At 59.9% G+C, this 14,501-nt stretch carries 11 protein-coding genes and 1 pseudogene; 6 read left to right on the top strand and 6 right to left on the bottom strand.

The window, feature by feature from the left end:
- Positions 1-7 precede the first annotated feature (7 nt).
- Entirely contained in the window at positions 8-343 is a 336-nt protein-coding gene (locus AC1RWI_RS18045; RefSeq protein WP_492867827.1) for a hypothetical protein, read from the top strand.
- Between the two features lie 124 nt (positions 344-467).
- Here AC1RWI_RS18045 and AC1RWI_RS18050 read toward each other — a convergent pair whose 3' ends face one another.
- Positions 468-752 carry a hypothetical protein gene (locus AC1RWI_RS18050; RefSeq protein ID WP_492867829.1) on the bottom strand — a complete coding sequence of 95 codons (285 nt, stop codon included), beginning with the start codon at positions 750-752 and terminating at the stop codon, positions 468-470.
- A gap of 262 nt (positions 753-1,014) precedes the next feature.
- Here AC1RWI_RS18050 and AC1RWI_RS18055 point away from each other — a divergent pair, with 262 nt between their 5' ends.
- The gene (locus AC1RWI_RS18055) at positions 1,015-3,807 is read left to right on the top strand and encodes a UvrD-helicase domain-containing protein (protein ID WP_492867831.1); all 2,793 of its coding nucleotides are present in this window, start codon (positions 1,015-1,017) and stop codon (positions 3,805-3,807) included.
- Between the two features lie 249 nt (positions 3,808-4,056).
- Here the strand turns inward: AC1RWI_RS18055 and AC1RWI_RS18060 are convergent, their stop codons facing one another.
- From AC1RWI_RS18060 to AC1RWI_RS18080, 5 genes and pseudogenes are all read right to left on the bottom strand, one after another.
- Positions 4,057-4,938 (bottom strand): plasmid partitioning protein RepB C-terminal domain-containing protein, encoded by an 882-nt coding sequence (locus AC1RWI_RS18060; protein WP_492867833.1) that lies wholly within the window; start codon positions 4,936-4,938, stop codon positions 4,057-4,059.
- A complete protein-coding gene (locus AC1RWI_RS18065) occupies positions 4,935-5,837 on the bottom strand; it encodes a ParB/RepB/Spo0J family partition protein (RefSeq protein ID WP_492867835.1) in 903 nt (300 codons plus the stop codon). The genes AC1RWI_RS18060 and AC1RWI_RS18065 overlap by 4 nt, the downstream gene beginning before the upstream one ends.
- Entirely contained in the window at positions 5,834-7,399 is a 1,566-nt protein-coding gene (locus AC1RWI_RS18070) for a recombinase family protein (RefSeq protein ID WP_492867837.1), read from the bottom strand. Before AC1RWI_RS18070 ends, AC1RWI_RS18065 begins: the two co-directional genes overlap by 4 nt.
- Positions 7,400-7,573: 174 nt before the next feature.
- Entirely contained in the window at positions 7,574-8,032 is a 459-nt protein-coding gene (locus AC1RWI_RS18075) for a hypothetical protein (RefSeq protein WP_492867839.1), read from the bottom strand.
- 550 nt (positions 8,033-8,582) lie between these two features.
- Positions 8,583-9,371, bottom strand: a pseudogene (locus tag AC1RWI_RS18080) (GAF domain-containing protein); the annotation flags it as partial.
- A gap of 183 nt (positions 9,372-9,554) precedes the next feature.
- Between AC1RWI_RS18080 and AC1RWI_RS18085 the strand changes: the two are divergent.
- From AC1RWI_RS18085 to AC1RWI_RS18100, 4 genes are all read left to right on the top strand, one after another.
- Positions 9,555-9,731, top strand: a complete 177-nt coding sequence (locus AC1RWI_RS18085) for a hypothetical protein (RefSeq protein WP_492867841.1) — start codon at positions 9,555-9,557, stop codon at positions 9,729-9,731.
- A gap of 9 nt (positions 9,732-9,740) precedes the next feature.
- Positions 9,741-12,341: a DUF637 domain-containing protein gene (locus tag AC1RWI_RS18090; RefSeq protein WP_492867843.1), complete on the top strand. Its 2,601-nt coding sequence runs from the start codon at positions 9,741-9,743 to the stop codon at positions 12,339-12,341.
- 7 nt (positions 12,342-12,348) lie between these two features.
- Positions 12,349-12,756 (top strand): hypothetical protein, encoded by a 408-nt coding sequence (locus tag AC1RWI_RS18095; protein ID WP_492867845.1) that lies wholly within the window; start codon positions 12,349-12,351, stop codon positions 12,754-12,756.
- A 537-nt stretch (positions 12,757-13,293) separates the two neighbouring features.
- Positions 13,294-14,469 carry a branched-chain amino acid ABC transporter substrate-binding protein gene (locus AC1RWI_RS18100; protein ID WP_150985396.1) on the top strand — a complete coding sequence of 392 codons (1,176 nt, stop codon included), beginning with the start codon at positions 13,294-13,296 and terminating at the stop codon, positions 14,467-14,469.
- The last annotated feature ends 32 nt before the right edge of the window (positions 14,470-14,501 follow it).

The following is a 14,501-nucleotide window of genomic DNA, read 5'->3' on the forward strand; positions in this document are numbered from 1 at the left end:
AGCCGCAATGATGGCGGCCGTTGCCCTGTTTGCCGCTGCCGCTGCCGCTGCCGCTGCCGCTGCCTATGGGCAAACGCCAGCGAGGCAAGGCGACGTCAGCAAGGCGCAAAGGATGTCGGTCTGCCAGTGCGTAGCCGACCTCCTTTTCATGGCCGCTCAACAACGCGATACGGGGGTGCGCAGGCAAGATGTACTGAAACAACTGAGCCAGGTTGGCGGGGGCGACCCGATCTTTCTCTCCACGGCCACCGAGGCGACCAACATTGCATACGACATGCCGCAGATATCGCCAGCGAAACTGAGGCAGGTTCACATCGACAGGTGCGGGAAAAAAGGCAGATGAAGAACATGGGCGCCAGACCTTAGGCAGCCACGCCATCAGCATTCTCGATGCACTGCGGGTTCTTTGCCGCAGCCTGCCGTTTGACAACAGGCTGCCGGACAGAGAGACGTCATCCAGCGCACGCCTAGCGAATTTGCGAGGTCGGTTCCGGACCTGGGCAGCAAGGGTGCGGACACCCCGGCATGAAATTGATATGCGCAAAGTTCGGCGGTTCCGCCGACTTGCCAGGTTTGTAGCGGGGGATCCCCATGGAAATCATGCTCACCGGCACACCAAAAGTCGTCAGCCAATGCTCCAGGTGAGATACGCGCTTGCGTGCGAGAGCATTGCTGACACCAACGGTGGGGGCCTCGTAAACGAGAATGTGAAACTCCTCCTTGTTCTCATAGGCCGCCGGATCGTCGATCATCCACTCCGCCAGTCTGCGAACTTCCGAAGCGGGCACACGCCTATCGAGGCAAGTCCCCGCCGCAGCCTCGTGCTGGGACGATGGTCGCCAAAGCCGCGCATCGCCATACCGATGTCTGAGATCGCCCCCCGATCACAAAACAGGAGCTACCCATGGCCGACGATGCTATTCTCATCCAAGTAGGGGCACTCCATTCCACCCAGTTATATGTCCGATGGTCGTTTGGGGCTCAACAACATAACTAGAGCTAGCAAACAAAAAGATGAGCTGGAAGGGGTATTGGCTTGGGTGTCTAGCGGCCGTGGCACCACAATGGGAAGCGCGAATTTCCGGGCCGTCAGGCAACTCACAGCTTGTGACAGTATCACGACACGGCAAGCAGGCGATTGCGTTGTTTGATGTGCACCACGTGATTATCCGAAAGGGATGGCTCTGGTCGAAAGTTGATTTGCTAGGACGCCACGAGTCAATACGCTTGCCGGGGCTGTGGCCCAGAGAGGCCCGGAAGCTGTCCGATACGATTGAACGTCTAATTGTGCGCGACATCGAGCGCCGCCTGAGCGACGCATTGCCGGCCTTGGAGCGTATTGCGCGGCACGTCGAAGGTTTTCTTGCTCAAGACCGATACCTGCGTCACAGTGATACTCAACGTTTCCGAAACGTTGCATCCGGTCTCGCAGATCCAGCTACCGATGGCGTATTCGATTTGCTGGATCATCCTTACTCACAGCGTTCGCCCAACGCGCCAACACTCCGCAAACTAGCAGCACGAGTCTCCGAAGGGCTGCGCCCGGGTTCGCCGCTTATTCGTCGGCGAAACGAAGAGTTCATCGCCAAAGAACTGGAGGCTTACAAGGACTTCTTCGATGCAGTAGAGAAAACGCCACTGACCGACGAGCAGCGTCGAGCCGCCGTTGTGCTTGAGGACCGAAATCTACTCGTTGCTGCCGCCGGGTCCGGCAAGAGTTCAGCCTTAGTGGGGAAAGCGGGATACGCCATCCAGCGTGGACTATTCAAACCAAAAGAGATCATCGCCCTCGCCTTCAATCGAGATGCGGCCGAAGAACTCAACGAACGTATCAACGCTCGCGTGAAGCCGTGGCTCAAGGGACAGGTAGTCAAGGCACATACATTTCACGCCCTGGGAGCCGGCATCGTCCGCGCGGTCGCCCGCAATCAACGGCGAAAGGCCCGCGTCTCTCTTGAACACGAGGAAAAGCCCCGGCTGCAGGCTGTGCTGAATGAGTGTCAGGCGTCGACTGACTTCCTGACCGACTGGGTATTGTTCCTATCCCTCTGCCGCGAACCGGTGCCAGCAGAAGATGCGTTCAACTCGCACGAGGACTACGCTCGTTATGTGGACGGGCAGCGCAAAGCCCGACGCAATGGAGAGCCCGTGGCATTCCAGGCGCTAACAGGAGATGTGGTTCGTTCCGCAGAAGAACTAGCGATAGCGAACTGGTTGTATATCCACGGTGTGCCTTTTGTCTATGAAAGGCCTTTTGAGTCACTTCCGGATGGCTGGGATAAGTATCAGCCCGACTTCTTTTACCCGGACATCAACGCCTGGCACGAACACTTCGCGCTCAATGCCAAAGGTGAAGCGCCCTCACACTTCCCGAATTACGCGAGAAATGCGACTAACAAGCGCCAATGGCTCAGCAGGCAAGCACCAGAGCGCTGGTTCGAGACCCGCAGCCATCAGCACCGCGATGGGAGCCTTTTCGCTTACCTCGAAGCCTCGCTACAGCGATTGGGCCAGACCTTTCGACCAAAAACGGGTGATGAAGTATTGAGTCGCATCCGCCAACTCGGCCAAACGGATGCACTAGATCTGGTGCTCCGCGTGTTGCACCTGGTCAAGGGCAATGGAATTTCCCCTTCACAATTCGCTAGTTTACTGGAAACTCTCGACGATCAGTACCGTGGGCGCCGCTTCTCCAGCGTCTTCTGGCCACTGTACAGCAGGTACAACAATCGCTTGCGACAGGAAGGAAAAATCGACTTCGACGATATGATCGGCCAGGCGGCCGATCATCTGGAGCATGGATCCCTTGCAACACCATACAAGCTGGTACTGGTTGACGAGTTTCAGGATTTGTCCCCCGGTCGGGCTAGGTTGGTGAAGGCGCTGCTCGCTCAGCACCCTGATAGCGTCCTGTTTGGCGTAGGGGACGATTGGCAAGCGATCAACGGCTTTGCCGGATCGGATCTTCGTCTTTTCATGGACTTTCAGCAGATGTTTGGCCCGACCCACGAGGGTAGACTTACGAAGACGTTCCGCTGCGCGCAAGGAATCGCAGATGTAGGAGCATTCTTCGTCCAGCGCAATGAGAAAGGCCAGAAGACGAAGGAAGTTACGTCGGAGATTGATAAGACGATCAATGGCGCAGTTGATCTGGTGAATATCGAAAAAGATGAGAAAATCTCTGGTGAGCTTGATCGCCTGCTCTCTGAACTAGCGGCAGCCCACCGCATCAGGGAGGCGAATGAGCCAACAGGGAAGAAGACTAGCGTGTTTCTCCTTAGCCGCTACAGCATGAGCAAAACCGCGGGAATCAATAGTTGGTGGTTTGATGCTGCGAAGACACGTCATGGCCACGCACTGGAGATCGAGTTCATGACCGTGCACAGCTCGAAAGGGCTTGAGGCGGACTATGTATACGTGCTCGGACTGAATGCTGGCTGGGGGTTGACCTTCCCGTCAACTCTGGAAAATGACCCTCTTGTGGACATGCTATTGGCTAACGGCGATCCATTCCCGTATGCGGAGGAGCGCCGCTTGTTCTACGTGGCCCTGACTCGGGCGAAGAAACGGGCGACTGTCCTGTTCCGTCAGTTCAACCCATCGCCGTTTGTTCTTGAGCTGATGGACACCCGATACCGCGATCGCATAACATACCGTGGAGGGCCGTTACCGAATCGCTGTGACCGCTGCGGAAAGGGGTTCATGATTTGGCGCAGTGGCCCGTATGGTCCCTTCATGGGCTGCACCCGCTATTCCTCCAATGAGGGTGGTTGCCGGAATACCATAAAACTTCGCCCATCATCTTGATCCTGACGCACCCTATCAGCTCCGCATTACCTCGTACATGGTCAACACAGGGTGCAACTGCACCGGGTCGATCTGAATCATCGCGGCGCCGCGGTGCCCAGCTATTTGTCTGGGTTCTCCGCGACGTCAGGGCTTGCACCGTCGAAGAACAGGGTCTCTCCGGTGCCCGCAGCATTAGCATTTCATCGCTTCCACGTAATCGAGTCAACCACGCCAGGCGCTCGCATTGAGCATCATGGTAGAAAGCCCCTACTGGTCAAGTGACGTAATCTCCAAGATCGATTCGAACTCTTGAATTAGCTCCGGCTGCCGCTGATTCAGGTACTTGAGTACAGATTCGTTTTCCAGCAACTTCGTCAAGAAGCCTCGCGCTAGTACGAGGTTCAGCACATCCTGCCCATAGGTCTGTTCAACAATCTTGTACTGCTCCTGCAAGTTGCTCATCTCGCGCTCCATCTTTGCTATCTGCTCCTGGCTGACTCCAGTCAACTTTTTCGGCTTCCTCCCGTCGACGAGCCGGGCGGCGGGTGTTGCAACTAGGAGAGCCTCTGCGTAGGCCACTGTTATATTGTTCGCAGCCACCATTAGTTCCACGCACTCGACCTGGCGCGTGGGCTTCATCTTCCGGATGGCTCTTGTGAGTTCCGGCGAGAACTGCCGATCCTTAAGCAACTCTACGGCTTCCGGGCAGATTCCGTCGAGCAAATTGACCTTCTTCATGATTTGAGTGACGTCGACCGAAAGAGCCTTCGCCAGTCGCTCCGGCGATACGCCTCGGTCGATCGCACGGCGAATCATGTAGTGTTCCTGGATGGTGGCGAGACGATTGATTCGATTGTTGTAAGTATATGTCTCATCGTCTGTCGCTACGAGGCACGGCGCCTCGACAAAGCCTAGTTCTCGCATGACCACTAGCCGAATATGGCCATCGAGCAGCATGTGATGGCCGGACTGAGGATCGACTGCAGTCACTGATAGGGGTTCGATCAGGCCCACTTCTCCGATGGAGGATCGGATCTGTTTGTATTTGCGCGTGTTGACGACACCAGCTGGCGTCCTGCGCGAAGGGAGAATGCAGATCACCGGCACAGAGATGGGTTCTGGCACAAATCCGAGCGTTACGCCTGTCATGGCGAACTCCCGGTTGGCCAGACTCGCTCAGCGAGGTATTGAGGCAGCGTGGTCAGAGCCTCGGCACGTAACAGATTAACGAAATTTTCGTCGGCAAACAGCTGACGAAGAGCCCCGATGACGAACAGCAACCGTTGCTGCGCGAACTCAGCTTTGCGAACGATGGCCTTCTGGCGGTCCACCTCGCTCTCGTACGTCCGAACCAGGCTTGATGTCGTGACATCAGCCTTCTTGCTTGTCATGTATCTGGCAGCCGACCTTCCCAACGTCTGCCGACGCTCGATGATTCGCCGGGCGGTCATCAACTGCTTACCGCGAAGCTTCCCCGACTCATATGCCTCTTGCAATGCTGCTTGAATGGCCTTGTCGTCATCGCCTGCGCCAGCAATTGCTAGCGCCGCGGTTAGGGGAATCTTGCCCTTCTCGACGGCGATCAAGAGGCGCTCCTCTCCGTGCTGAAGCAGCATCAGTATGCCCTGGACGTACGCTTGCGTCAGTCCGGTTTTCTCGGCGATGGTTTTGGGAGCGTATCCCTGATCTTGCAACTGCCGAATACCGGCGAGCAACTCGAGCGGGCGACACTGCCGGCGAGCGATGTTTTCGGCGAGACTCATGATGAACGCGTCCTCGTCACTGACATGAACCACCATCGCCGGGATAGTCGTTTCACCGAGCGAGCGAAATGCCCTCAGCCGACCTTCGCCACATACTAGAAGATACTTCTCTGTTCCATTTGAGCCGGCTCGAGGCGTCACGGTGATTGGCTTCTTGAGACCGATAGTCTTGATGTTGCCTACGATCTCCTCGAACACCCGACTGTTGCGCTCGCGTGGATTGATCACCTCGATATGATCAATCGGGACCATTCGAATTTCGCCGGCCTGGCGCTTCGCGTTCATGCCGCTCTCCGCAGTTTGGCGCGCTCTGCCATGTGATAGAGATAGTCCAGCGTGTCGAAGCGATAGCTCTCGTACTCGATCGAGTTACGCTCTGCCAGGCGAATACCGGGCTGCGCGAAATCAAGCCGAGGCAGCAGGTAGTAGTCGAGAGGTGCGTCGTTCTGACTATTTAGCCGGACAGCCACCGTGATATCTGGCAGCAGGCTTGTATCGAATCGCACCTTCCAGTGGTTTCGACCGTTCTCATGTGGCTGGCACCGCGACAACACGAGCGACGCAGTGAACTCGTCGTTCACGTCCAGAAGGTCGGTAGCAGGGTCGCGGATGACGGCCCCACCTAGATCGGCGATGGCCTGCTCCGTCTGTTTGACGATCGCAGGATGTAGCTGGCGCAGGAACCGATTGATCTCGAGGTACCGGTAATCCCTGTCGGGCGTGAAGCCCACGGCTTGGTAGGCGCGGATGAGACTGCCGAAGCGGTATGCGTATACCGCAGACGATGGCATGCCCTCCGTCTCGTCGATGATCAGGCCTGACAGGAAGCCGCGATTCCTGTACAGATTCCGCAGCCGCTCGGTCAGCTCCTCGCAGCTGTATCGGCGCGCCCGGGCCCGCATGATGCCTTGCGCGGTGTAAAAGATATCGGGTGGCACGATCGGCTTGAATGCGCCGTCCTTGCGAATCCACATGTCCGGCGAGTTCATCACGCGCATTTTCTTCAGCTTGAAGGAGACGCGGTTATAGACATTATTTCCAATGTACTTCTCGTTGGTGAGCGCCTCCCTGACAGTTGCACGAGTCCATTCGCGATCCAGATCCGTGCGCACCCTCATGCCATTCAGGCGCGCAGCGATTTCATACTCATTCAGCGACTCATCGATGAACCAGTTGTAGATCAGGTTGACGATCCGGACCTCGCTATCTGGTCCGGGCATAAGGATGACGCGGTCTGTCTGCAGGCTCTTGTGTTCCCCGCGGTGAAGATTCGCCTTCATGAGCCCATGCTCGTCGACCAACACCCGCCGCAGACCGTAGCCGGCGGGCCCGCCTTGCCGAAATCCAAGTTCGATCAGCCGGCATTGGCCCGCGAACACCTTGGCCGAAAGCTCGCGGCTGTACTCGCCGGCCATTGCACGCTTTACCCCCTTGACGATGGTTGACACTGGCGAGCCGTCGTTCTCGAACTGTTCTGCGCAGTATGCGACCTGGATGCCGGCGCGCCGGCAAACGTACTCGTAGTACGCGCTTTCATCGGCATCCTGAAACCGACCCCAGCGGCTGACGTCATAGACGAGAATCGCCTGGAAGTCGGCGTTGCCGCCGGTGACGTCGCGGATGAGCCGCTGCAATGCCTCGCGCCCGTCGATCCTTAGCCCGCTCTTTCCTTCGTCTGCATAAGTCCGGATGACGTCGAGACCACGCCTAGCGGCGTACTCCCGGATCTTGTCGCGCTGGTTCTCCGTCGAGTACTGCTGATGCTCTGTCGACATCCGTACGTATTCGACTGCACGAAGGGCTGGCGGCGTGGTTGGCGCCCCCGTATTGAACTGATCGATTGACATGATGATCACGAGCCAATGTGCGAACCCGCTCTCACGCTCATGAATCCACTGTGCTCGCGCAATGCTCGATACCTAGTGGACCTATACGCAGGTGCGAATGGCTTTGTCTGGGACCTGTTCGTTGCCTGGGGAGAGCGCACGAATCCACAGTAGCAGGGCGCGACGCGTTCGGCCTCAAGTCATCTCTTTGCAATCATGGGCTGATGGGCCCCTCACCGGCGGCAGCACAACGATCTCCACGGTCCACACGTCCATCTTTGCAATGCCGGCGGACGTCTGGCGCTGCAGGGTGTAGACGCCCGACGGGAGCGGCGTTTGGAGGGATGTCACGTTCATCTTTGCAATCCGTCTTCGCCGCTGGTTTCGGGTGCGCTGCAGCTCGCGATTGTGCTGGACGTACGCCGGGTGCGCGGCGCGGTAGTGGGACCAGTAATCACGATTGCGCTGGTGCCAAGCGGTGCGCGCACGCGTCTGGTTGTCGCGATAGTCGGCGTCGGTCCGCAGGTGCTGGTTTTGCCATCGGCGTCGGCGTTCGCGCTGGCATGCGGCAGCCGGGCAATAGCACTGCCTCGGTACCTGGGGACGTGGAAGGAAAGATTGGCCGCAGGCGGCGCACCGCCGGATCGCATTCATGGCTCGCTCCAAGGATCGGAGCAGTATGAATCTGCCGCGGCGGCGCGAACCGATTGGCTTCAAGTGGAAAGGGACGAAAGGGTAACTTGTTGGCTGTGCAGAGCGGTCCCGTGACGCGCTAGCCCTACTTTTGGATCCGGTCGTTAGCTGAGTTACTTTTGCGGCTCATAAGCAATCCGTAAGAGGTGAAATAGTGACGTTCACAAAAGTGCTTATTACGGTATGTCACTAACTGTGGCGTAATTTAGGGCAGTCGCGGCAAGTTAGTCGAGATATGCGGTGGCCCTGTGGCGCCGTGCTTTGCAAGTGATTGATTTCTCAAGAATAGCAGGAGCGCCTTTTGTGGCGCCCTACGACAGGAATTGAGGAGAAATGCATGATACCCTCCAACTGTACGCACATTGCATGACCATGAAGCCAGCCTTAGGGTTGGCTTTTTTTCGCCTAAGCTTTGTTGAAGCCACTGACGATGCAACCGCGCTCAGGAAGCGTTATAGCGATTGATCGGATGGTATAGCCATGTCCTTGCCGCGGTACTCGAATACTCAATCAGCTGAAGCGGAGATCCGTCGTCATGAAAGGATCGCGCGACGTTGCCGTAGATATTGCTGCCGACCAGCGACGTCGCCGAGCGGAACATGCGCTGCGCACTTGGGTTGCATGCCAGCACGATACCGCTTGGCGCGAGCACGAGGATGCCTTCGCTCAGGAGATCGACAACGAAGCGATGATGTTCTTCGCTGTGCGCAAGGCGTTGCGCAATCGCATCCTGATGCACGGCAAGGCCCACGCTCTGCCCTATGTTGCGCAGGATCGTCTCTTCCTTGGCGGTTGGTTGCCGCGGGACGCGGTAATAGACCGCAAACGCCCCGAGCACCTTGCCTGCATCGTCCAGGAACGGGATCGACCAGCAGGCGCGCAGCCCGATCGGCAACGCAAGTTGCCGATAGTCGTCCCACAAGGGATCCGTCGCGATATCCTCCACCACCACCATGCGCCGCTCGAACATGGCCGTGCCGCATGAACCGGCGCCGGGGCCGATCTGGAGTCCGTCAATCGCCGCGCTGAACGCGTCCGGCAACGAAGGCGCCGCGCCGAATTTCGTGTGCATGCCATCGCCGTCGAGCAGGAGGATGGAACATGACGGCCCTTCGCCAAACATCGCCTCGGCGCGGCGGCATACCTCGGCGAGCAGCGCGGGAAGCGGCATATTGCGCGTGATCAGCCGCAGTACCGTTTGCTCGAATGCCAGCATCTCGTCGGCCAGGTCGGAGGGAGGGCGACTGGTGGGTAGCGCTGCGGCATTGCCGGAAGCGGCTGGCGCCGGGTTTTCTGTCATTGCTGCGCTCCCTGGTTGAGGCTGGCGGGTGGCAACATTCTACGAACATTGGCGCGTTCTTGCGACCAAAATCCTCCGCAACCGGGTTGGGGGCAACGGTGACCGTATCGGCCGGTTTTCCGCGAGGCCGGAGGCCGCGTTTGCGGTGCGGGTTGGTGGCGCTGGGCGCTCGCGCACCTGCCGGTGACGCTCAGCTTTGGCCCTGCGGCGGCCCATGCCGCGCCGGTCACCGACCCGAACGCGCCGGTGCGCTTCACCCCGTCGATCGGCACCACCAGCGGACCCTGCGCGCCGGTGGGCGGCGTGCCCGTGGTGGACATCACCACGCCCAACGCGGCGGGTATCTCGCTCAACCAGTAGCGCGCCTTCGTGGTCGATCCGATCGGCCTGATCCTCAACAACAGCACCACCGGCGGCGGCACGTTCCTCGGCGGCCAGGTGCTCAACACCGGCAACCTGATGGGCAGCACCGTCGACCTGACCGGAGCCGCCCTGGTGAACGGCTACACCAGCCCGACGCAACCCACGCCACCCGCAACCGGCACGCAGCAAGTCATCCCGCTGGGCCCGGTGGTCACCCCCGGCGGCGCGGTACCGGCCGCCACGCCGGTGAACAACCCGACCCCTCCCTGGCAGTTCAACCCGGTCATCGTGGCCACGCCGGCGGCGCCCACCACCGGCAGCAGCCAGACCATCGACTGGCACTTCAGCGCCAAGCTCGGCGGCAACCCGGTCACCGCGCCCAACGGCACCACGGACCGCGCGCAGTACCTGAACAACAGCCCGGCCACCGCCGTGCTGGCCGGCGTCACGCCCGACAGCCTGCTCGCGCAGCTGCCGGCCGAGCTGCGCCCGGGCAAGGTCAGCTTCTACTACGACCCCTACACCGAAGGACAAAAGCTGCAGCAAGCCGCGCTGCAACAGACCGGCCAAGCCAGCTTCGTGAGTGGCCTGGCCTGGGACAGCCAGAACCAGCTCTCGGTCACCGACCAGGAAAAACTGAGCCTCTACAAGAACGCGGCGGACTACGCCAAGGCGCACCACATCGCGCTGGGCACGGCGCTGACGCAGACGCAGGTCAACGAGCTCGACAAGCCCCTGCTCTGGTACGTGCAGCAAGCCGTGCCCGACCCGAGCTGCAACACCGTAGCCAGCACCGCATGCCCCACGGTGAACGCGCTGGTGCCGCAGGTGTACCTGCCCGAAGGCTACGCACAGGCGCTCACCAAGCCGACCGGCGGCACCATCGCCGGCGACAACGTGAGCCTGGACATCGCCGGGCAGCTGCGCAACAGCGGCGCCATCACCGCCGCCGACACGCTCAACGTAAAAGCCGGCAGCATCGACGCCGGCCCCAACGTGGTGGACATCGGCACCTCGGCCTACAAGGCCCAGGGCGGCTGGAACGTGATCACCGGCACGGTGGTGCAGCCCGGCGGGTTCATGAGCGCCATGCGCATGAACATCGAGGCCGACAGCGTCCACGCGGTCAACGACGCATTCCTGATCCGCAACGCTGACGGCACGGTCGACGAGGCCGCCACCGTGGCGCTGGTGAACCAGCTGAAGGCCAACCTGGGGTTGAACTACACCGAAGGCACGGTCGCTGACGATATTCATACGCAGTTCATCAAGGAGAAGAAGGGGTTCGGACCGCTTGGTCAGATTGTGATGATGGTGGCCGCGGTGGCGATCTCGATCGTGACCGCGGGTGCCGCTGCGGCGGTCATGGGCGTGGCGCTGGCGCAGATGACGCTGGCGCAGGCCATGATCGTGGCCGCCCTCTCCAGCATGGCCAGTAGCGCTTTCACCCAACTCGCTTCCGGCCAAGGGTTGAACTTCGGCAAGCTGGCGACGGCCGGTGCGATTGGCGCGATCACGGCGGGCTTGACCAAGGGCATCACCTTTGATGGCAGTAGCTTCGGGGTGAGTGAATGGGGTAAGTCCCTGCAGGGAACGAATACCCTGGCAAACCTGGCGGGCACGAACAGCGTCGGTGGCGTGTTGCAGGCAGCCCAGAATGGCGCGACCGGCACGCTGGCACAGCAAGCTGTTGGCTTCGTTGGCACGGGCTTGATCAATGCCGGGGTCAGCACGGTGTTCAACGGGGGCAGCTTTGGGAATGCGCTCAAGGGCAGCCTGGTGGCGCAGGCGGCGGCGTTGGGTGCCAATGCGATTGGTAGCAGCGATCTGACGCCAGCGGGTTCACTCGTCAATGTGATAGCTCATGCTGCCTTGGGTTGTGCGAGTTCGGCAGCATTGGGTACAGGATGTAGCGCCGGTGCTATTGGCGGAGCGTCATCTGCGGCCCTGGCGCCATTCATCGGTGCGGCGGTAGTGGGCAGCGGAGCGGCATCGCCCGAGCAGAATGCGATGATCACGGCGCTGTCGATGCTGGCTGGTGGCGGCATCGCCTCTGCAATCGGTCAGGATCCACTGGCGGCAGCCAGCGCGGCGCAGAACGAAGCGCTGAACAACTGTTCCATGCATGAGTGCTGGAACGGTGTGAAGGACAAGCTGACGAGTGTCGGGTCGGCCGTTGCAAGCTGGTTTGCGACGCCGGAAGGTCAGCTAACCAGCGCGATGGTGGCGATTGCCGGCGACATGGGTGGCGGGCTGGGTGGCAGTGGCGGCGCTGTGCGTAACGCAGCTGGAGATGCCATCGAAGGAGCAGCAGCAGGCACCACAGCGCTTGCGAAGTATGGGAACTCAGGAGCAAAGCTGACCCATATTTTTGATGATCCTACTCACGATCTGGGGTCCTTGGTCACGCAGTATGGGAGCAATGAAGCTGCGTTTGCTGCAGTAGATGCCGTCGCACAGCAATTGGCGGGACAACCAGGAGTAGTAACCAAGTGGATCAACGTGGGTGGGACCCCAGTTTGGGTGCGTGGGGTGACCGTCAATGGATCATTCAGAATTGGTGCATTCTCGGGGAACACAGCGAACCCGAAATACCCACTGCCATGAGGAAGATATGGGACTTTTGCCAGAACCGTTCGAGCTGAAAGTGATGAAGCTTGCTCTGCGAGGGGATGCGGCTTGGATTATGGGAATGCGAGATCAGCTGCCGTACCTGACAATCGCTGAGCGCAAGTCGACTGGTAGTGGCTTCACAACCGATTTCTGCTGCGCCCGTGCAGCTGTGCCGGTTGTCGTCCCGCGTGCGGCAGACGGCCTACCTGTAAGGGAATATCCGCCGGCGGTCAATGCTCGACGTCGTAGCCCAACAGAAGGTCTCGTTAGCTTCATTGTGTGGCTGGGGCCTGACGGCAGGATTCGACAACTGGAAGCGTGCCCGTTGACGGACGATCAATGGCCGGAGGATTTGTTCGAAGGCTTTTACGCGTTTCAAGACGATGTGGGAAATATAGTCGAAGACTAGGTTGGAACGTGGCGGGCGAGCGTACCCGCACTTGCGCGGGCCAAAAACCGCGTTTGGGGCAAAAAACCACCGGCCGCCCCCGCGTCGGGGCGGTGACTGCCCGCTAGGCCATGCTGCGTTTAGGGTTGCGGGGTGTCGCCAACGGCGGGTACGTCGGGTGCCGGATATGGTGCCATTGGCGGGGCCACAAGCGCGGTCGTCGCTCCGCTAGTTGGCAGGGCGCTAGGCGCCACGACCAATGTGGACCGTGATGGTGAGGTTCCCCTTCGCGCAGCACCGACATCCCTGTATTCCCCAACTTTCCATACTTCTGGTGCGGCAGCGCACCAGAACCGTGCCGGGCGCACGTAACTGCCGCCTGCCATGGGCGTTTTCGGCCGCCAGCGCGGCGCTTTCCATCCCTGGGTACCCCCAAAGTCACTGGCACGGTTGTTGCGACGCAAAATTCAAGTAACTTGAATTTAGAGAAAGTCGCATGTAGTTTTGCTCGAGTTACTTGAATACCCACCGTTTGTCCACGTGTCGAAGGGGATGAGAGTGCGCAAGAAGAACACCGTAGTTGCCGCTGCCTTGTTGCTGGCCTCGGCCGGGTTGGCCGGGATGTCCGCGCCGGCTGCCGCCAAGGATGTCGTCAAGATTGCCTTCGTGGGCCCGCTGACTGGCGGCGTGTCGTCCATCGGCCTGGGCGGGCGCAACTCCGCCGACCTGGCGGTTCGCTTGCGCAATGCTGACCCGAAGTCGAAGTACACCTATGAGCTGGTCACGCAGGATGATGAGTGCCGCCCCAACGTGGGCGTGCAGGTGGCGACCAAGATCGCTGCCGACAAGAGCATCGTGGCGGGGGTGACGCATTTCTGTTCGGCCGTGGCGATGGGTACGGTTGGCGTGTACAACCGCTTTGGCATGCCGGCCGTGGTGTGGGGCGCCGTGTTGCCGGATGTCACTTACGGCAATAACTTCAAGGAGATCCATCGCGTCAACGGCACGATGATCAACCAGAGCGAGGTTGCGGCGAAGTTCATGACGGGCCTGGGCTACAAGAAGTGGGCGATCATCCATGACACCACCGATTACGGCAAAGGCCATAACAAGTACTTCAGCGAGTTCCTGAAAAAGGATGGCGGCACGGTGCTGGGTACGTTCGGCGTGACGGCCGACCAGCAGGATTTCACGACGGAGCTGACCAAGATCCGCGAGCTGAAGCCTGACGTTGTCTACTTTGGCGGCCTCACGCCGCTGGGCGTGCGTATCCGCACGCAGATGGAGAAGCTGGGCATCAAGGCGCAGTTCGAGGGGACCTCGGGCATCAAGTCCGATGCGTATATCCAGGGTACGGGCAAGGAGCAGGCCGAGGGCTCGCTGGCCTTTATCGAGGGCGCGCCGTGGGAGAAGCTGCCCGGCGGCTTGTTCTTCGCGGGCAAGTACTCGCAGCAGAAGTACAGCGATCCGCCTGAGGCGTATGGCCCGTTTGCGTTTGCCGCGGCCAACCTGATCATGGATGCGGTGGAGAAGGTGGGGCCGGATCGCAAGAAGGTGCGTGACACGCTCAATGCGACCAAGGATGCCGACACCATCATCGGCAAGGTGACGTTCGACGACCATCGCCAGAACATCGTGCCGCTGGTGACCAAGTATGTGGTCGAGGATGGCAAGTGGGTGATCTGGGAGGACAGCACCTACGGCAAGGGCAAGAAGAAGCTCGCCGGCTTGTAAATCACCGAAGCGTTAAACCAGGAAGGCACGAT

The organism is Cupriavidus sp. MPR-AND1C, from assembly GCF_058809705.1.